This window comes from Reticulibacter mediterranei (genome assembly GCF_016587455.1).
Map to the genome: position 1 here is coordinate 828,785 of NZ_BNJK01000001.1, position 23,193 is coordinate 851,977.

At 49.5% G+C, this 23,193-nt stretch carries 17 protein-coding genes; 6 read left to right on the forward strand and 11 right to left on the reverse strand.

The features are described from left to right. Positions 1-23 precede the first annotated feature (23 nt). The 3 genes from yicI to K3T83_RS03785 all read left to right on the forward strand — a co-directional run bounded on the left by yicI (position 24) and on the right by K3T83_RS03785 (position 4,346). Positions 24-2,426 (forward strand): alpha-xylosidase, encoded by a 2,403-nt coding sequence (yicI, locus tag K3T83_RS03775; protein WP_220201642.1) that lies wholly within the window; start codon positions 24-26, stop codon positions 2,424-2,426. Between the two features lie 121 nt (positions 2,427-2,547). Beyond that, on the forward strand, positions 2,548-2,907 hold the full coding sequence (locus K3T83_RS03780; protein ID WP_220201643.1) for a hypothetical protein: 360 nt from the start codon (positions 2,548-2,550) through the stop codon (positions 2,905-2,907). A gap of 194 nt (positions 2,908-3,101) precedes the next feature. Then, the gene (locus tag K3T83_RS03785; protein ID WP_220201644.1) at positions 3,102-4,346 is read left to right on the forward strand and encodes a TQO small subunit DoxD; all 1,245 of its coding nucleotides are present in this window, start codon (positions 3,102-3,104) and stop codon (positions 4,344-4,346) included. A 9-nt stretch (positions 4,347-4,355) separates the two neighbouring features. Here K3T83_RS03785 and K3T83_RS03790 read toward each other — a convergent pair whose 3' ends face one another. From K3T83_RS03790 to K3T83_RS03810, 5 genes are all read right to left on the reverse strand, one after another. Continuing rightward, positions 4,356-5,222, reverse strand: a complete 867-nt coding sequence (locus K3T83_RS03790) for an aldo/keto reductase (RefSeq protein ID WP_220201645.1) — start codon at positions 5,220-5,222, stop codon at positions 4,356-4,358. Positions 5,223-5,548: 326 nt separating this feature from the next. After that, a complete protein-coding gene (locus K3T83_RS03795; protein WP_220201646.1) occupies positions 5,549-6,577 on the reverse strand; it encodes an ABC transporter permease in 1,029 nt (342 codons plus the stop codon). A gap of 17 nt (positions 6,578-6,594) precedes the next feature. Beyond that, positions 6,595-8,118: a sugar ABC transporter ATP-binding protein gene (locus tag K3T83_RS03800; RefSeq protein WP_220201647.1), complete on the reverse strand. Its 1,524-nt coding sequence runs from the start codon at positions 8,116-8,118 to the stop codon at positions 6,595-6,597. A 1-nt stretch (position 8,119) separates the two neighbouring features. Next, the gene (locus K3T83_RS03805; RefSeq protein ID WP_220201648.1) at positions 8,120-9,160 is read right to left on the reverse strand and encodes an ABC transporter substrate-binding protein; all 1,041 of its coding nucleotides are present in this window, start codon (positions 9,158-9,160) and stop codon (positions 8,120-8,122) included. A gap of 175 nt (positions 9,161-9,335) precedes the next feature. Then, the gene (locus K3T83_RS03810) at positions 9,336-10,370 is read right to left on the reverse strand and encodes a carbohydrate kinase family protein (protein ID WP_220201649.1); all 1,035 of its coding nucleotides are present in this window, start codon (positions 10,368-10,370) and stop codon (positions 9,336-9,338) included. Between the two features lie 618 nt (positions 10,371-10,988). Between K3T83_RS03810 and ppsA the strand changes: the two genes are divergently transcribed. Further along, positions 10,989-13,604, forward strand: a complete 2,616-nt coding sequence (gene ppsA, locus K3T83_RS03815) for a phosphoenolpyruvate synthase (RefSeq protein WP_220201650.1) — start codon at positions 10,989-10,991, stop codon at positions 13,602-13,604. Between the two features lie 225 nt (positions 13,605-13,829). On the opposite strand, the gene K3T83_RS03820 is transcribed toward ppsA, so the two are convergent. The 4 genes from K3T83_RS03820 to K3T83_RS03835 form a co-directional block, all read right to left on the reverse strand. Then, entirely contained in the window at positions 13,830-14,159 is a 330-nt protein-coding gene (locus tag K3T83_RS03820) for a protease inhibitor I42 family protein (RefSeq protein ID WP_220201651.1), read from the reverse strand. Then, positions 14,141-14,902 carry a C1 family peptidase gene (locus K3T83_RS03825; protein WP_220201652.1) on the reverse strand — a complete coding sequence of 254 codons (762 nt, stop codon included), beginning with the start codon at positions 14,900-14,902 and terminating at the stop codon, positions 14,141-14,143. The genes K3T83_RS03820 and K3T83_RS03825 overlap by 19 nt, the downstream gene beginning before the upstream one ends. Positions 14,903-15,107: 205 nt before the next feature. Beyond that, complete coding sequence (locus tag K3T83_RS03830) at positions 15,108-15,641, reverse strand: hypothetical protein (protein ID WP_220201653.1); 534 nt, start codon at positions 15,639-15,641, stop codon at positions 15,108-15,110. Between the two features lie 881 nt (positions 15,642-16,522). After that, positions 16,523-17,323, reverse strand: a complete 801-nt coding sequence (locus tag K3T83_RS03835) for a DUF899 family protein (protein ID WP_220201654.1) — start codon at positions 17,321-17,323, stop codon at positions 16,523-16,525. Positions 17,324-17,752: 429 nt separating this feature from the next. Between K3T83_RS03835 and K3T83_RS03840 the strand changes: the two genes are divergently transcribed. Then, entirely contained in the window at positions 17,753-18,841 is a 1,089-nt protein-coding gene (locus K3T83_RS03840; protein ID WP_220201655.1) for a DUF4419 domain-containing protein, read from the forward strand. A 965-nt stretch (positions 18,842-19,806) separates the two neighbouring features. Here the strand turns inward: K3T83_RS03840 and K3T83_RS03845 are convergent. Then, positions 19,807-21,222 (reverse strand): hypothetical protein, encoded by a 1,416-nt coding sequence (locus K3T83_RS03845; protein WP_220201656.1) that lies wholly within the window; start codon positions 21,220-21,222, stop codon positions 19,807-19,809. A gap of 66 nt (positions 21,223-21,288) precedes the next feature. Here K3T83_RS03845 and K3T83_RS03850 point away from each other — a divergent pair, with 66 nt between their 5' ends. Then, entirely contained in the window at positions 21,289-22,320 is a 1,032-nt protein-coding gene (locus K3T83_RS03850) for a hypothetical protein (RefSeq protein WP_220201657.1), read from the forward strand. A 217-nt stretch (positions 22,321-22,537) separates the two neighbouring features. Here the strand turns inward: K3T83_RS03850 and K3T83_RS03855 are convergent, their stop codons facing one another. After that, complete coding sequence (locus tag K3T83_RS03855) at positions 22,538-22,888, reverse strand: site-specific integrase (protein ID WP_220201658.1); 351 nt, start codon at positions 22,886-22,888, stop codon at positions 22,538-22,540. Positions 22,889-23,193 lie beyond the last annotated feature (305 nt).

The following is a 23,193-nucleotide window of genomic DNA, read 5'->3' on the forward strand; positions in this document are numbered from 1 at the left end:
AGAAATAAGGAGAACGAACTGCGATGGCTTATCGCCCTCTATTGCTGCCCTACGTGACCTGGCCCGGTGATGCCCCCGATCTTCCAGTACGCAAAGGAGATGGCTCAGGCGACCTCCAATACATCGTGAAGGCCTCTGTATTGGAGGAACAGCAGAACTCCTTGCTGCTACAGGGGGTCACGCAAACAGGTGTGACTATGCATGTGACTGTCAAGGTTATTGCTGCGGGCATCGTTCGCGTCTTATTGGAAGAGACAACGCCTAATACGAAACGTGTTACGCTCGCAAAAGATCTTTCTCATCAGGAAGTGCCGGTCTCCAAAGTGGCAACAGATCAGCAGGTCAAACTCCTCTCCGATTCAGTGCAAGTTCATATCGATCTTGATCCCTTCCGCATCTCCTTCTACGATCCTGATGGCAAACTGCTGCTCGATCAAAACCCCAATGAAAGCGATGTGCAAGATCGGCTCTCAACCCTCCCCTTCGGCTTTAGCGTGTTTGATGGGCAACGCGTTGCCTTTCACGATTCCTTTACCGCCGAACCAGACGAACATTTCTATGGCTTTGGCGAAAAATTCACCGATTTCGATAAGCGCGGCCAGATCTTGAAGATGTGGCAATACGATGCTTACGGTGCGCACCGTGAGCAGGCATACAAAAATGTGCCATTCTTCATCAGCACCCGCAACTATGGCGTCTTTGTGGATAGCCTAACCCAGATTCACTTTGATATGGCCGCCAGCAATCACGCCCTCAGCACAATCATCGTTCCAGACACCGCTCTCGACTACTATGTGATTGTTGGCTCAGATCCAAAAACCATCATCACCCGCTATGCCAGCCTGGTTAGCTTCCCCATCCTCCCTCCTAAATGGTCATTAGGGCTATGGATGTCATCAGGCTTTCAAAACGATGGAGCCGACAAAGTGCTGGAACGCGCTCGCCTGTTGCGCAAACACGATATCCCATGTGATGTTCTCCATCTGGATTGCTACTGGCAACGTCACGGGCGCTGGTCAGAGATGCTCTGGGACCGCGAGACGTTTCCCGACCCCGAAGGTCTCATCGCACAGGTGAAAGCCCTGGACTTCAAGGTCTGTCTCTGGATGAACTCATATATCGGTATCGAAAGCGAACTCTTCCAGGAAGCAAAAGAGCAAGGGTATTTCCTTAAAAACGCGCAGGGTGAAGCCTATGTTGCCGATCTCTGGGGAGGCTATCATCCCCCTGTCGGTATTCTTGACGTAACCAGTCCGGCTGCGGTGGCATGGTTCAAAGACTTATTGCGCCCACATTTGCGTATGGGTGTAGATGTCTATAAGACAGATTTTGGCGAGGGAGTACCGGTTGATGCACATGCATATAACGGCATGACCGGCGAGCATCTGCATAACCTCTATCCTCTGCTATTCAACGATCTTGTTGCAGAAGTCACGGAAGAGATCACAGGGCATAGTGGACTGGTCTGGGGCCGCTCAACTTATGCGGGAGGACAACGACATGCTGCCCAATGGGGAGGCGATCCCAACAGCACATTTTCAGCAATGGCCTCAACGTTGCGCGGCGGATTAAGCATGGCGATGTGCGGACATGCCTTCTGGAGCCACGATATCGGCGGCTTCCATCGTCAGCCAACTCCCGAACTTTATGTTCGCTGGGCACAATTTGGCCTCTTCTCGCCTCTCGCGCGCGCTCATGGCATGACGACGCGCCTTCCCTGGGAATATGGAGACGAAGCGTTGCACATATTCCGTGATTACGTCCGTCTGCGCTATCATCTGCTTCCCTACACCTATACCTACGCCGTCATCGCCTCAGAAACCAGCTTGCCTATCATTCGACCGATGGAACTGGAATTCCCGGACGATCCCAATACCTATACAATGGACCTGCAATATCTGTTTGGAGAGGATCTCCTGGTTGCTCCTATCTACAACAATAGCGGACAAAGGCCCGTCTATCTTCCTGAAGGGCGCTGGATCGACTTCTGGACACATGAAATTCTGGAGGGGCCACGCACCTACAAGATCGCGGCTCCGTTAGAAAGGCTACCATTGTATGTACGCGCAAACGCGCTCATTCCTACCATCGAACCAGCCACAAACATCAAAGAGGCACCCTTTGAGCAAATAACCGTTGACGCCTATCTCTTAGAACAAGGCAGCTTCACACTCCGCGATACCGATGGTACGACGCATGTGACGGCTCAATTGACAGATACTCAATTGTCCATTCAAATAGAAGGCGCAAAGCGTGAGCTTACTTTCCGTCTGCTGCCACTTCCAGGAACACCTGTCATCGAGCATGTCTATGTAAACGGAAATGAGGTATCCAGGCAAGAAGCAGCAGACCATCTCGAAACCCAGCCAAATACATGGAGTCGCGTTCACAATAGTCCGGCTACTGTATTTATCGATCTTGCATGATAATAATAATGCCTTTGCGCTTCTCGCATAGGGCATCTTGCTCAAAAAAACGCGTCCCAGTTCAGCTATGATCGAAGCGACCAAATCATAGCAGAGCAGGGACGTTAATATATCAGGGAAGTTGCCAGACAAGAATACGACCTGTCCCAATCATGACAACACGCCGATCATCATTGGACCAGGCAATAGCTCTCATACTGCTGATATTACCATCTCGCGATTGCTCTCGGCCATCACAATACAACAAGAGCACACCATTGCTGACTCTGTGAAGGCCATTGCTGTGACGGTCCAGGAGAATATGGTTGATGTGGACCATATGGTCCCGGATATTGTGGATTTTGTCCAGAAAAGCGAGGATCTCCACTGGCAAAACCCAACACGCGCATTCGATATGATGTACCCTCAAACTTCATGCGATGGCCTTCCTCTCTCCAAATTGAACAAACAGGGACTACTAGATGAACGCTTGCTCGCATGAATATTTGAACCAATAGGCATGCCTCTCGCAACAATATACTAACGCTAATATTACATCTATTTTCTAAACATATATTCAAGCATTTCTTTAGAAAAGATACAGCTTTGTACTGTCAAATTCTAACGAGATTCTCACAAAACCATCGTATACTTCCACAGATGTAAATTTCTTGCTTAGTATGTTCAGGATAGAAGATGAAACAAAAAACAACTCAAACCACTACGCAAAAGAAAATACCTCTGGACAAGAGTATATCTTTTCGTCGAGACCTCATACCACTTCGTCTTTTTCTAGGTATAACCTTTGTCTATGCTGGTATCCAGAAATTAACCGACCCACAATTCTTCAACTCCTCGGCTCCAGGCTATATTGGCAAACAAATTATTGGTTTTGCTCACGACTCACCTTTACATGATCTTTTTATAGGGCTGCTTGCCTCTCATGCTTTAGCCGCCGGTTTACTCGTGATCAATGGCGAGATTGCTATTGGCCTCGGCGCACTTTTTGGGCTGCTGTTGCGTCCTGCTGCCTTTTTCGGCCTGTTACTGAGCCTTGTCTTCTTCTTCTCTGCAAGCTGGCACGTCTTTCCCTACTTTTATGGCGCGGATATTGTTTTTGTCTTCTGCTGGTTAACACTTTTGCTGGCAGGACCAATCAATTGCGGGTATCCCACTATTGATTCGGCACTAACCGCCTCGGTGATGAAAACAGCTCCCATCAAACGACATAGAAGATTAGCAACGCTCTTATCCATCATATTAGGTATCCCACGCCCTCTCGTTCGCACTCACAAATCCATGCTCAAAGAAGGCTCAACGCAACAACAAATAAACAATGCGGGAGAACTCTCGCTATCCAGAAGACGCACACTGCGCAATTTGACCTCCCTGCCTCTAACATTATTCGGCCTCGCAGCAGTCTGGAGCGTCTTCTCCGCCTTCCGCGATCATACGCCAGATGAAGTACAGGTTCTGCCCGCCTCTACGCCGCAACAAACTCAGGAAACGGGAGAAGGAACAACACGCCGCCATCGCGATGATAATGAACAGGAGAGAACTGCGACCACGGCTTCTGGCGGGCAAAGCACTCCCCAAACGGGATCGCCAACAACATCAGGGCAACCAGCCGTTATTGCTCATATCAGCAAGGTTCCGCTCAACAGCGCTGTTCCATTCACGCTCCCCACAAATAGCGATGATGGTATCCTGATCCATTTGAGCGACGGCAAATTTGTCGCCTTTGATGCGCTTTGCACGCACGCAGGCTGCACGGTTGATTATGATCAAGGAACTCAACATTTGATCTGCCCCTGTCATGGAGCAGAATTTGATCCAGCGCATGCAGCCGCTGTCCTAAGCGGACCAACCGATACCCCTTTGCCACCAGTTGCTATCCAGATAGATAGTGCTGGAACCATTACTGTTAAGCCGTCCACATAACTCAAACCTCTATACAAACAGCGGCTCCATCCCTACTCGTTCAACCATCTGCTGCATCGCTTCATCCGTTGGAACCTGACTGACATTGAAGCGGTCGGCAGCATCGAGCATCTTTGCAGCTAGAACCACGTCACTTGCCGTAATCACAAAGATTTCTGGCCGACTTAATGCCCAGTGGACAGCCAGATCTACATCTGCCTGCGTCTCTAATGCTTGATACCATGTCGTTGTCGTCTTCTCACGCCCCATCCAATGACGCTGTGCCACAGACTTGATCGTCTGAACAGCGATGTTGCGCTGCTGGCAGGTCGCAACCAGCGCATTGAAGTTTTCGCGGTAATAGGAACGCTGCATCGTGAGATAATTATAAGGCAGCAACACCGAATCGAAATCGAAGCGCTCAAGGCTGCGCCGGTGTGTGGCGGCAATCTGTGTCCCGTGCCCGGTAATACCAATAGCCTTCACTAGCCCCTGTGCCTTTGCCTCAACTGCTGCCTCAATTGCTCCACCAGGACTTAACGCAATATCCCACTCAATCGGATCAACCAGACCATGAAACTGCCAGAGATCCACATAGTCCACCTGCATCCGTTCCAATGAACGGTGTAACTCCTCCTTCGCCGCCTGCGCCGTTCGCTGACCCGTTTTCGTCGCCAGAAAAAATTGCGTGCGATAGTGTGCCATCCAGGGAGCCAGGCGCAGTTCCGCATCACCATAACCCGCTGCGACATCAATATGATTGATATCATAACGCAACAGCATCTCTAATGTTTGATCTGCCTCAGCTTGCGTCTGCGGAGCAAGAGCAGCTGCCCCAAAGATCACGCGTGAACTTAGATGGCCTGTGCGCCCAAATAGCTTTCTCGCAATGGTCATATTCTATCCTCCATCTTTTAGACTGGCCTCGCATATGCTTCCACTCTACATCTTTCTCTCCTTCCCGACATCCATCCAAAGAAGCACATTTCTCTCAAAAAATCCTGTTCTCATCTTCCCAAACTTACCCAACACATCTCTGAAGGCTACTGCATATGGTAATGCTGAGCAAAACAAGTAATCAAACGGTTAGCATCAGCATAAGAGATGAACGTTCGCGACTTGATCGGTTGCTCGATCAAGTCGCGAACGTTCACTAGCATACCAGCCAGACTCTGCTTTATTTCATCGCAATGGACTATGATCAGGGAAATAACACTCTCCGACTACGATGGACGGCGCACAAAGCTAATGGTACGTCCTTGCAAGTGATCAAAGTACACTGCCAGGATAATGAGTAAGCCGATAGCAATTTGCAGGTAGAATGGATCGATGGCAAGCAAGTTGCCTCCATTTGCCAACATCGCCATAATAAGGGCACCTATTACGGCCCCACTCACCCGGCCTTTTGCTCCTGAGAGACTCGCACCACCGATGACTGCACCGGCAATCGCCTGCAATTCATATCCCGTTCCGGCGGTCGGAATACCCGCACCGAGACGAGATGTGGTCAGGACACCAGCCAATCCTGCTAGTAAACCGCTAATACAATACACCGCGATAAGCACAATATTTACCGGTACACCGGAGAGGCGTGCAGACTCAGCATTAGAGCCAACAGCGTAGACATAGCGCCCAAAAACTGTTCTTTCGAGTACGAAAGCGGCTACGACGGCAACCAGGAGCAGTATCCAGAACAGACTGGGCAATCCCAAGAAAAAGCCATTCGCAATAGCATTGAAGCTGTCAGCAAGGGGTGCAATGGTTTTGGCTCCGGTTAAAAGGAGAACCAATCCTCGGGCAACGCCAAGCATGCCCAGGGTAGCAATAAAAGGAGGGAGTTTAAGATATGCCACGAGCATACCATTGAGCAAACCTGTAAACACTCCAATAGCTAATCCTGCCAGAATAGCCAGCGGAATAGGTACTTTGGCTATGAGCAGTAGTGCCGTCACGCCTCCGCTTAAACCAAGAACAGAACCCACTGACAGATCAATACCGCCAGTCAGGATAACAAAAAGCTGACCGATTGAAAGAATCGCAAATACAGCTACTTGTCGAACAAGGTTATCGAGATTCGTCCAGGTGAGAAAACTGCTTGTTGCCAGCATAAGCACAGCAATGAAGATCAGCAGCACCAGGATACCACCACTTTCCCTTCCCAGACTGATTGGGATTCGCTGTTCTTCCACTTGCCCCTGTTGTTTTGTCTTTATAGGCTCTTGCGAGGTAGGAGGAATGCTAGAAGATGCCATGACATGTCTCCTCTCTGCTATGCAGGGGTAGAAATAGGAGCGCTACTTGCCAGATGGAGTACAGCTTCTTCCGTCGCCTTTTCAATCGGAAGTTCGCCGGTAACTCCAAAATCATGAAGAATGATCACACGATCACAGATGCCGAGCAATTCGGGCAAATACGATGAGACGACGACGATTCCCAAACCTTGCGAGGCCAGATCACCGATAATCTGATAGATATCTGCTTTGGCCCCAACATCAACGCCCTTCGTTGGCTCGTCCAGTAGCAGGACCTTTGCCTTCGTTGCCAGCCAACGACTTAACAATACCTTCTGCTGATTTCCACCGGAGAGCGATGAGATAGTCTGCTCACTTGAGTGATACCGTAAACGTAAGCGAGGCACCAGTTGTCGAAACAAAGAGACCTCTTTTTTGCGTGAGATGACGCCAAGCTTAGAAACAGCGGCCAGATCCGCAATGGTCACGTTTTCCCGCAGTGAGAGGTCTGCCAGGATGCCTAGCTCTTTACGATCTTCCGTCAGTAATCCAAGACCAGCATCCACCGCCTGAGCAGGGGACCGCGAATGAAGGAGGGTGCCATCAACGTACACCTTTCCAGCGTCAATAGGATCGGCACCAAAAATGGCACGTACTGTTTCGGTACGACCCGCACCCACCAGCCCACCCAATCCAACGATCTCTCCAGCATGAACATCAAAGCTAATGGGATAAGGGCTACCCTGCAAACGAAGACCCTGAACCGATAATAATATTTTCCCAAGTTGCTTTTGCTCTCTTTGCGGGTAAAGCGCCTCTATCTGGCGTCCTACCATCGAACGAATCAACGTATCATGCGTAAATTCGCTCGTCAAACCCGTAGTAACAAATTGTCCATCACGTAATACGGTGATACGATCCCCGATTTCAAAGATCTCTTCGAGACGATGCGTGACGTAAAGAATGGCAACACCTTCTTCCCTCTTGAGGTGTTGAATGAGTCGCAAAAGGTACTGTGCATCGTCATCAGAAAGCGCTGTCGTTGGCTCGTCAAAAATGACGATACGCGCGTCGGCCCCCAGTACCTTGGCGATCTCTACCATCTGACGAGTAGCCAGAGACAGATCGGAGACGTGAGTAGCAGGATCAACCCTGTTTAAGCCAACTCGCTCAAGCATGCTAACCGCACGAGTACGCAGTTCCTTCCTGTTGATGACCCCTCTGAGAGCTGGTAGATGCCCCATAAGCAGATTTTCCTCAACGGAAACTTCGGGCAGTAAACTCAATTCTTGATAGACAACACCAACGCCAAGCTCCCTGGCCTGGGCAGGTGTTGGCGAGCCAACATTCTGCCCATCAATGAGGTACTCACCACCATCGCGAGAGATAGCCCCTGTCAGGATTTTAATCAGTGTAGATTTGCCCGCCCCATTTTCTCCTGCCAGACAAAGAACCTCTCCTCGATACATTTCAAGGGAAACATCCTTGAGTACCTGAACTGGACCAAACGACTTAGAGACATGCTTCATCTGAACGAGTGGTGGTAACGTTGAAGCCGCCATATTACGATCCTCCCTTCGTAGTAGGAGGATTCAACAACTTCTGAATCGCGGGAGTATTCATATTGCTTGAATCCACTAGAATTGCCCCCGGGTCCAGACTAGGTGGAGCGTACTTTCCTTGAGCTGCCATAGCAGCAGATAAAACTCCTTGATACCCAAAGTAATAGGGATTCTGAACCAGAATAGCCTTCAACGTGCCATCCTTTAATGCCGCGACCTCTTGAGGATCAGAATCAAAACCAACAGCAACGACACGATCCTGGGCTTTATTCTCCCGTATGGACTGCGCCACACCATCAGCAGAAACATTGTTATCGGCATAGATTCCAACGAGGCTAGAATTAGCGGAAAGCACATCATTTGTCTGAGAAAGCGCTGTAGCCGTATCATTGTTATTGTAACGATGAGCAGTAACCTGTAAACCTGGAAAACGGGCTTTCAACTGGTTCTGGAATCCATTATCGCGATCCACCAATGACTGGACACCCGCGACTGACGATTCGATGAGTATTTGACCAGAGGTGACACCTTTGCTTTGGAGCAACGCCCCAAGTCTATCTGCTGCCTGAGCACCCGCTTTTACATTATCCGTCCCGATAAAACCATCGCTGGGAACGGTGGCACGCGTATCAACTGTAATGAGTTTAATGTTCTGGCTGCGCGCCCGTGAGATGACCCCATCGAGTGCTTGTGAGGAGGATGGCGCAAGCACGATGGCATCTACATTACGCGAAATCGAGTTTTCAACCAGGCGTGTCTGATCAGAAACATCAGCTTCAGATGTAGCCCCGAAGAGGCCAACCTGAAGCCCCCAGTCCTTACCTGCCGCCTGGGAACCTGCTAACATAGCTTGCCAGAACTGAGAGTCAGTCGCCTTCACGATGACATCTACGCGCTTGTTCGAAGCAACAGAATTCGCAGCACTCGCATGTAATGTGGGCGCACCGAACAGACGAGAGGCCAGAATACCAATAATGAAGGCCACGAGAGAAAATGCAACTACAGTAGAAAGAGTGAAAGGTGTCTTGAAAATTCTGGACATACGCTGCTCCTTTGCAGTAGGCAAGGCTTATGCATTCACTACGTGTATGCCAAATTCAAAGCTATATACAAAGTGAATCGTTACGAAGAGTCACTACTACAAAAGAGCGCCACAAGTACCTGGCATTGAGAGTAAACAATCCACATCAGTCGCATTTGCGATCAATTGATGTACTTCATCCCTGGTCAGCTGACGATATCGATGCTTTCTTTTGTGCATCCATCACGCTACAAATTTCATGCATGTAAGGAAATGACGAACAACCGCCGTACCGGGTACAGCTCAATCCAGCTACAAGACTTGCAAGTTTCCCCAAATTACTTATTTCGTACTCTGAAAGTGTGAGCAGATCCTCCGGTGTATTTATACCTTGTTGGACGAGTTGGTACAAAATTGCCCCCATAAACGCATCACCCGCTCCAGTGGTATCTATCGGAGCAACCTGCATCGCTGGTACTTCTATCTGATGTTTGTGAGTGAATAACAAGGCACCACGAGAACCGAGGGTGATAATGACAAAGTCTGGCCCCTTCTCTAAAAATGCTTCTCCTAATTTTTTGAGCTTGCTTAACTCTAAAGCGTTTGATGCAAACTCCTCTTTATTGGCTATGAGAAATTCAGCCTCTTCTATACTCAGTTTGAGGATATCGACCTGTTCAGTAACATTCATTATAATGTTGCGTATAGCAGAGGATGAATCCCAAAGAGTCGGACGGATATTGACATCAAATGACACAAGAGATCCAACCTGATGGGTATGTTCAATCGCAGCAAGAGTCGCGGATCGCCCTGGTTCAGTGGAAAGTAAAACACCGCCCACATGACAAACAGCAACATCATTCCAGGCATCCCAATTCAAGCCTTCGGCTCGTAACTGACTATCGGCAGTCTGCTCTCGAAAGAAGGTAAAATGTCTTTGCCCGTCAGGGTATAAAGTCACCAACGCGACTGTAGTCGGCACCTCTCTGACCAAATGACTATAACCAACATCAACATTGTTATCGACGAGTTTCTGTATCAATAGTTGACCAAACTGATCTTCAGAGAACGCCCCTATAAATCGTACCAACCCACCTAGACGTGCGATCGCGACTGCAACGTTTGCTGCTGCTCCCCCAGCATGAGGAACATAACAGGCCTCTTCCAGTTGTACTTGTTTCATCGGAATGAAATCGATGAGGAGTTCACCCAAACTAATGATATGTTTCATATCTACACCTCATCAATTGAGAGAGAGATATATCAGAAATAGTCTAATAAAATGGATCTAACAGATAATCACACGTACATACTTGCTAAAAAGCTTCAATTTTGTTATTTGGCACGTGCCCTCCTTTGACCACTTGTTGTCAACAGGATTGGCTTTTTCCCAATGGCATGGCCGAAGATGCGGTATACTATCGCCCGCTGCGTTCCTCAGCAGAGATATCTGAGAGCATCAGCGGGCTGCACTCATCCAAACACAGACCGATCTGGAGAAGAAACTGCACAATGACATAATTGCGCTTCCTATCATGGCTACGGCTTCGCCAGGCGCAAGAGGACATTCTCATCTATTCAAGGGAAAGGTGTGCGCTACTCTAAAGAGGGCACATAGAGGGGGAGAAGTGGGTGTTCTCTGATCTCAAAAACAAGCTCGCTTATTTCCACTTTAATTGTACCACCTCTTGTCTACCCGCACATTGACTTTTTGGACGATTTTTTTTGGCGTTCCTTCCCCTATACTCAGACGGAAGCGATGCACGTCTTGCGCCCTCCGGTAAATCGTGTTAGTTCGAAGGATGTCGTCAAAATTATCAAAGAAGGAATTGCCAAAGGAGGCAAACATATGAGTTCCTATGTGCTTGGTTTTCAGGATATTGACAAAACAAACCTCATGGTTGTCGGGGGAAAAGGCGCGAACCTGGGGGAACTCTCCAAGATTGAAGGAATACACGTACCAGATGGCTTTTGTATTTCTACTGAGGCCTTTAAAAGATTTATTGGGGAAACGTCGTCGATAAACGAACTACTTGATCAGTTAGCGCTTTTAAAGGTGGAAGACCGAGATAAAATCGGTGAACTGAGCAGTGAGATTCGCAGGGTTATCGAAGAGATAGCCATCCCTCAAGACATTCATGAAGAGATCATCCACCATCTCTCCAGGCTTAGTGAAAAAAATGCCTATGCAATACGATCCAGCGCAACTGCCGAGGATTTACCGGCGGCTTCCTTTGCAGGCCAGCAGGATACATATTTGAATATTATCGGAAAGGAATCAATCCTCAAGCATATCAGCAAGTGCTGGGCATCGCTATTTACCGAGAGGGCAGTAACTTACCGCCTTCAAAACGGCTTCGACCACCGTAAAATCTATCTATCTGTGGTTGTTCAGAAGATGGTTTTCCCACAGGCGGCAGGCATTTTGTTTACTGCCGATCCCGTCACTTCTAACAGGAAGGTGTTATCCATCGATGCCAGTTTCGGACTTGGAGAAGCATTGGTCTCCGGTCTGATGAATACTGATATCTATAAAGTGCGTAACGGCAAGATTATCGATAAGAAGATATCTCCCAAGAAGCTGGCTATGTATGCTTTAAAAGATGGCGGTACGAAAGAACAGGAGATTGAGCCTGAGAAGCAGAATAAGCAAGCGCTGACGGATGAGCAGATATTACGGCTTGAACACCTGGGCAGCAAGATCGAAGAACATTTCGGCTATCCCCAGGACATCGAATGGTGTTTGGTTGATGATACATTTTACATTGTCCAGAGTCGGCCAATCACCACTTTATACCCCATCCCTGAAGCGAATGATCAAGAAAATCACGTTTATGTATCTGTCGGTCATCAACAAATGATGACTGACCCTATGAAACCATTAGGATTGTCTTTATGGCAGCTAACAGCTGCCCGACCCATGTACAAAGCAGGTGGAAGGTTGTTTGTTGATATCACACATGATCTGGCTTCACCTGTTAGCAGAGAAGTTATAGTAGATGTCCTGGGAAAATCCGATCCGCTCATAAAAGACGCACTTATGACCATCATAGAGCGAGGAGATTTCATACAATCGTTACCACATGATAAAAAAGAACTGAGTCCCGGTAAAAGCAATAAAGGTATATCGCCCAAAGATTTTCAAACACTAAACGAATACGATCCGACAATTGTTTCTGATTTGATTAAGAGGAGTCAAACATCAATAGAAGAGTTAAAACAGAACATCCAAACGAAATCAGGATCGGATCTGATTGATTTTATTCTGGAAGATATCCGGCAATTAAAGATGATTTTATCTGATCCACAAAGTTTTGGCGTGTTTATGACTGCTATGAATGCTTCATCATGGATCAATGAAAAAATGAACAAGTGGTTAGGTGAAAAAAACGTAGCAGATACGCTTTCTCAATCTGTACCAAACAATATTACTTCGGAAATGGGCCTGGCGCTATTGGATGTCGCAGATGTGATTCGCCCTTATCCAAAAGTAATTGAGTATTTACAACAGGTAAAAGATGATAACTTTCTAGGTGAACTAGTTAAGTTTGATGGTGGACAGAAAACCCAGAACGCTATCTCTGCTTTTCTTAACAAATACGGAATGCGATGTGTCGGAGAAATCGATATTACGAGAACTCGTTGGAGCGAGAAGCCAATGACACTTGTCCCCATGATTCTCAGTAACATCAAAAACTTTGAGCCAAATGCCAGCAATCGGAAATTTGAGCAAGGGCGACAGGAAGCATTGAAAAAAGAACAAGAGTTATTAGATCGATTGAAGCAATTACCGGATGGTGAACAAAAAGCCAAAGAAACAAAACGAATGATCAGCCTCGTTCGGAATTTCATCGGGTATCGTGAATATCCAAAATACAGCATGATTCATCGCTACTCCGTTTATAAGCAAGCTTTACTGAAAGAAGCCGAACAACTCGTACAAGCCAACGTTATTCATAAAAAAGAAGATATCTACTATCTCACTTTTCAAGAACTTCGCGAAGTCGTACACACAAATAAACTGGATTACCAGATCATCGGCCAACGAAAAGACGAGTACAAACGCTATGAAAAACTCACCCCTCCACGTGTTCTCACATCTGATGGTGAAATCATTGCCGGTGAGTACAAACGGGAAAATCTCCCAGCCAAAGCAATTGTAGGTCTGCCTGTTTCTTCTGGAGTTATAGAGGGACGCGCACGTGTCATCTTAAGCATGGAAGATGCTGATCTAGAAGATGGAGATATATTAGTCACCACGTTTACTGACCCTAGCTGGACCCCGTTGTTTGTATCCATAAAAGGCCTGGTCACCGAAGTTGGTGGACTGATGACTCATGGAGCAGTTATCGCACGTGAATATGGCTTACCAGCAGTTATCGGAGTGGAAAGTGCTACCAAATTGATAAAAGATGGGGAACGAATTCGCGTGAATGGAACAGAAGGCTATATAGAAATCTTATAATCCTGAAGAAGCCTCTCCAAAGGCTTGCTACTCGCTGTTGCTGAGACTGAACTTCCCCTGAATTCGTGGAGTATGGCAGTCCGCGTGTCCATGCTGAGGGGAGATGGTCAGGGCATCACGAACCGGTCGGTCAGACGCCTGTCGCATAGGCAAGCGGACTGCCAGGCAAGCAGAGAAGGCTAGAACACTAATGCATTACAAATTACGGATAAAGCTAGAGAATTGTCACGTGGCAGAAATATGCAACGAGAAACTTTTCGTGGGTATGGTTGCTCCCCAGCGCCGACGATAAGCCAATTGAAGTAAACATTGGCCGGGGGCACGGACGACAAACTCCCACACATGTTCGCCACCCGTGCCAGGACTTAGTGTGCCGGGTGTTTGAAACTCATCGCGCATTCGCTGCAAGATTGAGTGGTCCCAGTTGATAAGGTGCCACCGATAGCCCGTCGTGGGATTCCCGGTCAGGCGGATCTGGAACACATCACCGGTGGCGAGCAAGGCGATGGTATTATCGTCCTGCTCGCGGTACGTCCTTACAAGCTTGCCATCCATATGTCACTCATCAATCGTGGCCTCACGTAGGCATAGGGCAGGTAGATGTAGCCTTTATCGCCGAAGTCTGTTCCCCAACTGTTCTTCACGATCAGATAACCGCCACCATCATACTGTCCATCATCGTGGTATCCACAACAGAACAAAGCGTGTCCACCCAGGAGTTGTTCGCCTGGCTGAGGCATGGGGATATGCCCGTTCAGGGGAGACTCGAAGCTTTCGTAGACCGCAATACCCAATACGCAACCACTTCCTCCCGCTAATGCCTGTTTCAACCCACCCAGCGTCGCGATTCGGTGGAAAGTGCGGATCTTGAATTGGGTAGCGTCAATGTCGGCCTGCTCCGATGGCTCCGAGCAGGTTTTGTCGCTGTAAGGAGCATCTTCATCTGAGCAGACACCAAGGTTCTTCAGCACTTTCAGACCATCGCGGATCATCGCACCTGCTTGGCAGTTACTAGTAGTTCCTTCCAACTGGCGTTCTTGATAGTACTCAAAGGCTGGGGAGAGTAGAATCCACGGATTGGGTATGCCGCTCTTGATCTCCAAGAATTCGCGAAGAGCGGTGATGGCGAAGCCGGTGCATGAACCCTGCTGACCCTGGTCACGTACAGGACTACACCAATTACGCATGTCGATCTGAGGGGGGATCGCGCCGATAGCGAAGAAGCGCGGCTCAGCCTCGAAGATATAATCGCGCGGGTCATAGTGATCGGGAATCGCTCCTAGAGCACGGTAAGCCATGACATTCCTCCTCGTATCTTTTTGACCTAGCCAGGCATTTTACCTGGCGCTACTTAGGTCTGTGACAATACATCAAGTGTAAAACTGACTGTGGGTATTCTCGTAACACCTGGACTGGTTTACTGTGACAGAATCATCTCGATTTGGGCACCACTCAACATCGCGAGCACAGAAGAATACATTTGAGCAAGCTGGATGGAAAGTATCAGTCTCCGTGGACAGCTTCTGGTAGCTGGACAGGAATCGGCTTCTTCTGGTCGGCTTGATACGCAAGCTGAGCGGCGATCACGGCCAAGATGACCGCACCAATCACTGCAATGGCATCCCTGCTTGCTTGCCCCAAGTCTGGTGCGATTGCGTCGAATGCCGTTGCCTTCTGCAACATTGTCCAGCCCACGAAGGCAAGTGGTGGGATGAGCATGCGCATGAAATCCCACCGATCCCAGCTACTGCGGTGGCCTACGAAGTATAATGAGATGCTTAAGAGGAGAAGGGCAACAAACACCCATTTGAGAGTCCCCGGCTGTGTAATTGTCGTTACCAACTCCCCAGCCTGGTTCTTCTCTGTCATCGTTGTGAAAGAAAGTACTACCGTATGTACGGTCAGCACCTCCGCAGGCACTAATGCTGCCAGGACGTCCATATAGCTCTGGACGCCAGGAGGTGATGTGGAAGTGCTCGTATTGGGTATCGCCTCCTCGCGTTTGCCCGTTAGTTGAGCATAGATCAGAGTGCTCATCGATCGAGTCCCCTCATTAAGAATGATATACTATAAGACGATTACAGAACTTTGTTTTATCACACGACTTTTCTTAATTTTTACTCGTCAGCTATGTTTAGCTGATAATGTTCGTAGATCAAGACTTCTTAACTATATTGCTATATTATAAGACGATTACAGAATGTCGTTTTATCACACGACTTTTCTTATTGGAACACAAACAGGTGATTGCCGTTAAATTTTGCCGAAACTAATAGAAGACTTCATAGCAGACACAAACGGGAGGTTTCTCGCTCAAGGCAGGTAAGATTTGAGAAGTTTCTGCGATAGGAATTCCAGGACATAGCAACTATCTGTTTTATGCTAAACGCAAAAGATGTTTCATTTATGAGATAACATCGCTTGTAAGGCGTATTCACGACACTTCAATTTCTCCGCGTACCTGTGAATGACACCACAATTGACACCAAATAACCTCAAAAATAGGTCTTTTCGCACAAAAAATACGTCTCTAGCCTGCACGAATTGTTGACGTATACAGTAATGACCCAGGTGAATCATAAAAGTTGTAAATACCTATCTGGCTCACTCTTGGTGAAGCTCGTATGGTAAATGGCATGAACGTTCGACCGTTTCCAGCGCGAACGGTCGAAAATCGGCACAGGCGCGACTCCTCGAACTGCTGTTCACCAATCCGCTGATTTTCCACCGTTCGCGCGTAATGCGCAGTCGCGCGTTTCATCCGCATCGCATCCCTCTCGCCTTTCCACCACCCACACCGGTCGGGAATACCCCGCAATATAGACTTCCAACACGCGACCTCCACCAAATGCATGTCCCCACTGTAAGTTGGACACCGCGCGGCGTGTCACCACCACATCGGTAGTGCGCGTAGAGGCTCATGGCTGGTTTGGGTTGCCATTTGGGGCAGTGACGGTAGCCTCCAAGCCCAGGTCGTCGGAGCGTCCAGCTGCCAGCCGGGACCATTGGGAGATGGGACGTCCATGTACACGGAAGGAGTTGGGTTCGCTGGTGTTTTTTCCCCATAGTTGCGGCCAGCCAGCAGGTGAGTCCTCCCACGTCTCCTGTCGCCCATAGACGGTCAGATCCAGGAGTCCGAACGACGGTGCCATCACTTCATTGCCGCGCCCGGTGGTCCAGTACGTCTCGAACACGCGGTCCCCGTGCCGCAGGTAGCATACTAGCCTACCGAACTCGGCAAGCAGAGCGGAGGCTGCGTCTTGCGCCGAGTACCACGGGATGTTCCACCCCATGAAGTCACGGTAACGTACGCTCTCCTCGTACGGACCTTCGCAGAACGTGGCATAGGTTACGTCGCGGGAATGCAGATAGGACAACTCGTTGATGTGGGTGGTGGAGAAGGTGCAGCCCTCGCACTGGGCGCTGGCAGGTTGACCTGTATGCCACATGTGATAGTAGACGATCAGAAGCCTGCGGCCCTCGAAGACCGAGAGCAAGGTGATCGGTCCGTGCGGGCCGATCACCTTGACAGAGGAGTCTACCTCCACCATCGGTAGTCGTCGGCGAGCTGCCGCGATCGCATCCCCTTCGCGGGTGTGCGCCTTTTCCCGTACGCGCAGCGTGTCCAGTTCCGCCTGCCAGGTGGCCCGGTCAACTATTGCAGGCAGCGTGGTGGTGTCGCTGATGGTGGGGAAATGGTGCTGATCAGGTGTGTTCATAGATGTTTCCTTCCTCCCCCTCTAGCGTTGGAAAGAGCACAGAGGGAGAGTAGATTTTCTCATTTGTCAGTACCTCTATTCTACTGGCTTCGATGTAAAAAAACTTCTTGGATCTTGCTCACATCCTCGACCCGACTCTTGCCTCTTAAAGATCAGCCGACGCGCCTGATCTTCTCTTGACGAAAGCCTGGTTGAAAAGCCAAAGGAGCACAGGGCTGAACGCCTGACCTGCGAGTGGCCGGCATGCCTCGGCCAGGTATCGGAAGGTTGGGTCGTGTGGGACATAACGCGAAAAGTGGTCTGGCACCAATGCGGCTCGCCGATTAGGAGGCAGAACACATGACGGTCTGTGGCCCATTTCACAGACAAAAGATCCACCATGCTCTATGCTGGCAACATCTTGATGAATACAGATAGAAAGGTGTATGTATGCGCACTATTGTGGTTCCAGAGGTTGCCGCCCTCCAGCAAACAATGGACTCTATCTCCAACGAGCCATTTATCGTCAACACCATCTCGAAGACGAATGGCACCAACGTCAAGCTTCGCTACTTGAGCCGCACTCAGTTAACTTACTCGGAAAAAGGGGCGCAGTCTGCCCGATCTGAGCAGACACCACCGCCATTCAGCCAGTTGATACTTACGGTCCATAAGGCATTCAGCCTGCATCTGCCCCTCTCCCTCAGCCCTGAATTGCTCTGGTACGTTATCTGTTATGAAGTTGCCATCCATATCAAAGAGAATCCGGCTGCCTATGCTCACCAGTTTGGTGCCAACCCCCAGGAGAAGACGACCATCGAGGTGCGCGATGACGAACTGTGCCCGGATATGGACAACAATGATTGGGGGCAAACACTCCAGCGTTTTAATTATGCCTTGCGGCAGACGCTCCCATCCTCGACCCACCGTCTATTTTTACCCCCTTTCAGCACACTGACGCCTGAAGGTGAGGCCGTCCTGCTGGTCTCCCTCATGGACCAGGCATCCGCCTACTACCGCTACTCGGTTATATCTCTGTGCGGTATTCCATCTGTCCGCCTGGAGGGTGAGGCTCACGACTGGGAAATGCTATACAAGCAGGCACAGGCTCTCTCCCAGGTCTTCACCGGACTACGCACTTACTTCCAGGATCTGTTGCCTGTACTCTCCAATTTGAGACAAGCAACTCAAGGTGAAGCAGTGCCAGAGGAACAGTTCTTCTGGAAGTCTCTCTACAAGCTCAATAACAAATCAGGTGGCCCGTATATCACCGGTTGGATCACGGCCTTCTTTGCTCATACAGCGACGAAAAACGGTTTTGCCCGCAAAGAGCAATGCAACTGGCGCGCCCTGTATGACCGGCCGATGGGCGGGTTCAACATGAATCAGTTTCCTTCCCATCTCTCGCTCGTACCGTTCCAGTGGCACTATCTGGAGAGACGCTTCTCGATGGGCTTCATCGCTGGCATCCTGGGCAGCGAGTATAGTGATGGTTTTCTTGTCCCACAGCTCGGTTACGGCGTCGCGGAGTTGGGGTGAGTACTCCCGATATAGCAATGCTTTGCTCCACCTCTCTCCCTATGACAAGATCGGCTTTCAATGAGCCCACAGGGAGAAGGCTGGACTTTGTTTAATATTGGTATGCTTAATCGTAGCTGGGGAAATTATGATCTTGCGCTAGCCTGTTTTCTTTATGCTAAAGACATATTCAATACTATTAACGATCTAGATAATACTGAAATACAAAGTGATTACTCTACAAATTATTGAGAACGCTCTAGATAAAAACCGTGAATAACATCTTTCTATTCGAGAGCTAATGACCTCATTAGAGCCTTTTACGCTATGACAAAACGTGTTTCCCCGCTTTCAGCTGATGAATCACCGGAAACAAGAGTGGCTTTCTTCTCGCTTCACCAAATCGAATGCCAGGAAAACAAATGCTCTTGCAACAGATGTAAGAGCTATGTAACAATATCCCTGTTTTTTGTCAGAGGGATCTCATGAGGTATACTGTCAGCAACCCAATGTGGCTCCCATATGCGCTTTCCTAATACATCCCAGAGCGCATGGAGAGCCGCCGGGAACACGAAATTTTGACACCATAGACGGTAGGTAATAGCAGTCAACTACTTACTATAGTGGACAAACACAACAACGTTCATTCGGCGTGAAAAGCCGTTTGAGGAAGGATAGAAGCGTATGGCAATGTCGAAGCGGTGTATTCCCTATACATCTTTTTCCTCAGAGGTTTGCCCACTTAACCTCCCTTGCCACCTTGCCTCGCGAGTTCTACGCCCCACCTTTGTTGGAGCGTGACAGTTTATTTGACAATTAACGACCGCAAAATCGCTGCAAATTGAGGTAGAGTGAACATCATCAGGGACAGTATTCAGTCTGTTGTTGCGCAAGAAGAATGCAACATCTACTCTGAATACTGAATTCCCTGATAAGACAACGGCCGCTGTTACTGGGTCACCTGCTCCTGGTCTACTCACGTCATACTAGCGCTGGTATCTTAGTTTCAACCAGGGCGGCAAGCCCTGATCGGGGATCTTCTGCCGCCACACCAGCTTGCCTTGCCGATCGTAGAGTTCCGCTTGCATGGGCAATTGCACCTGCTCCTCCAGCTTACAGGCAAAGAACACATAGCCATCTTCCACGACATCTTCAAGCACCTGTCCCGCGTCATTGACCAAGCGCACACGCTCCACTTGAAAACCATTGTCAATGACATCACCGTGAGCGATGTGCAAATACTGCCGATTATCCATGATGAATCCCTGCGTCCCGAGGAACAGCAGCGGGTGATCGTGCACAGGTGCAACGACCTTCGACCACTGATTCTGCATGTCTGAACTGGTGCCACCGCCATGATAGCGCCAGGAACCGTCGTCGTTTTGTTGGAGCATGAAAATGAGACGATGCTGTTCGCCATCAAACTCCTGAAATGTGACCTCATACAGCCTCCACCCTGGTCTCTGCTTCTCTCGCAAAAAGCGAATCGTTTCTGGATCAACTGGTCCGTGGTGCCTGCGGTCATCCCACAACTCCTCGATAATCATCTGCCGGAACGGATCATCGAGCCTTGGCATCTCTAGCTTGGCGAGAGGTGGGGGGACCGATGTGCGTTGATACCTCCGATACGCGATCAATTGATCGATACGTCCTCCTATCCTGGTATATGCAGATGGCCTCCGTCGTCGATCTGCTTGAGCGGCGAGTTCGGCCACCGCGTCCAAAACACGCTTGCGAAACTCCTGCCATCCTGGTTGCCCTTCCTGGATCGTGACGAGGAGGGTCGCTGGAGCAATGAGATAATCAAGCGGAGACTCATAGGTGGCAAAGCAGATGGAGAGCGGCGGAATACGCTTGTGATAGGGCTTCAAATCATCATACAACCATGTGGCAGCTTTGTGTTCCTCCCGGCTGAGAGACCTTTCCACGTCTTCTCTCCACCTATCGCGCTGATGTATGATTTGTCTATAATACTTCTCAAGCTCTATAAGCTTATTTCTAATGGCAATGCTCCCCTTCCAGGAAGCCTGATACCGGGAAAACTCCAGGGGTGGGGGCAAAGGTGGATCTGTCGAGATCTTGAGCCGCTCGGCCCGGTAGCGCCGCTCCAGATGTTCCAGATCCGGTTCCCCTGAGATCTTGAGGTACTCTGCCAGCTGAAGCTGCCGGAGCTGCTCCACATCCTGGTTGCTTTGTGTAGGGTCAAGCGTCCGCAGAAACCAGGTCTGCCAGTCATCTACGGTCAGCCCGAGGGCGCGTAACGAGCCATCACCGTTTGGATGCTGGTCGAATGGTGGCACACGTAGCCCATCACGCTGCAACACCCAGAGGCAAAAATCGACTGCTGGATCGCCTCCTCCCTGGCGGTAGTGCCAGGAATCACGCGAATGAAGCAAGTGCATAAGCAGATGCCCTCCTTGACTTAGCTTTTGCCCTCAGTGTAGCATATACCTACTGGCACTTCTCGCATGCGTTCGCGTCAGGCTGATTACCGCGAAAGCTTCTGGTATACTCTCTGCATGAACAACGATGCATCTTTTGAGAAAAGCACAGATCTCTTGACCCTGGCCCAGCAGCAGGGATACGTCCTCAGTGCGACCCAACTGGTTCGTTGGCATCGCGCTGGTTTGCTGCCACGTCCGAAGCAGCATCCGCTCAAAGGCACCAGAGGCACTTGCTCGCTCTATCCGCCCGGAACAGGCGAGCAAGTGCTCCTGCTCTGCTCGTTGCGCACACGCGAACGCCGCCTCGCTCACCTGGCCTGGCAGTTGTGGTTGGCAGGCTATCGTGTGGAATATGGGATCATTTGCACACAGTTGCAGCAGGCAACCAGGCGTATCTCTCGTTGGATGCGCTGGTTCGCTGATCTGAAGCAGGCCGCCTCTCAGCACGATCCTATGCTGGCACTGAACCTGATCGAGCGCTATGCCGAAGGCCCTCTGCACTCACAGCCCTTGCGCCGTATCCGTAAACGGATTGGACGTGAGCATTTCTCCACCTTTCTTTCCCGTCTGCTTGAACTGGCGGAAGTCGGCAGCAAACAAACCAGCGTTGATGACGAACATGAGCGGCTGCTTGATTTGCGTATTCTCGCTCGTGGCCTGGGGTTGGAGAAACGCTTCGTGAACAAGCAAGATGCCCTCGAACCGTATCTGGTCCAGTTTCTGCTTCCCCGACTGCATTGGTTTCTTCGTTACCTGCAAGCGGTCCGTTGGGGAGAACTGCTGAAACAGGCGGACGATTTTGCGGTCCTACAGACGCGTGACGATCTAAGAACCTGGCTGATGCGCCTGGGAAATGCCAGGCACTCGCGGGACCGGCTCCCCAATGATTACCCGCTCTGGGAGATTGATCTCCAGGAAATCTTTCGCGCTTTGTCCACGACTGACCAAGCGCTCGTCATTGTCATTTGGCTCGCGTTGCGTACCCTCCCATCTTCCTGGCACGACGAGATGCCAGCCATCACCATTGGACCTGACGGTCCGTCCTACACAGACTAAGAGAAACGGGGAGGAAAGGCAAGTCAGATGCTTTGAGAGGCTTTCTGTGCAACTGAACAGGGACAAGAGAGGGGAGCAGAACTGAGAAGGAGAAGGTGTTGTATCAGGAGCCATGACCGTATCAAGGCACCCTGGAAGAGCAAGAGATGGCCGATCACTTCGTTTAACCTGTTGCATACGCAGAAAGTGGGCAAAATACTGTAACCTCCTAATCATGCTATCCTAATTGATCATCCCAATGATCCATCGCCTCCTTTTGCATAGACGGTAGAACATGCGAGTAAACGTTCATAGTCACCCCAATATCACTATGCCCCAGAATCTCTTGCACAATTTTTGGATGCACACCCATACTGAGCAAAATGCTGGCCGCACTATGTCTAAGATCGTGAAAGCGCATATTTGGAAGACCTGCTGCTTTAAGAAGCTTACGGAACTGGCTACGCAAGTTATTCGCATTTTTGTAATATCCATAAGCATTACAAAAGACCAGATCAAGTTCCTGCCATCGTGAACCTGCTTTCAACTTTGCTGCAATTTGGCGTTTTTTTATGAGTGCGAAGGGCATCCACAACAATCTGTGGGATACTAATACTACGCTGCCCCCTTCTTTGTCTTCGGCTCGTGTTCCCTATAACCTACACTTGAGAGAAACACAACCGTTCGACGCACCTGCAAACTTCTTTGTTCCAAATCAATATCTTGCCACTTCAGCCCTAGTAGTACAACCGTAGTTAGTTAAGGGGACCGGTTCCTCGGTCTCCTGGAGCGGAGCTGAAGGGCACAGCGTCGGACATGGCTCAGATATGCCCACCGCCGTTTGCGTCGTCGCCAGAAGGACCAGGACAGCTGAAGTTCAACCGAACCGGGAGG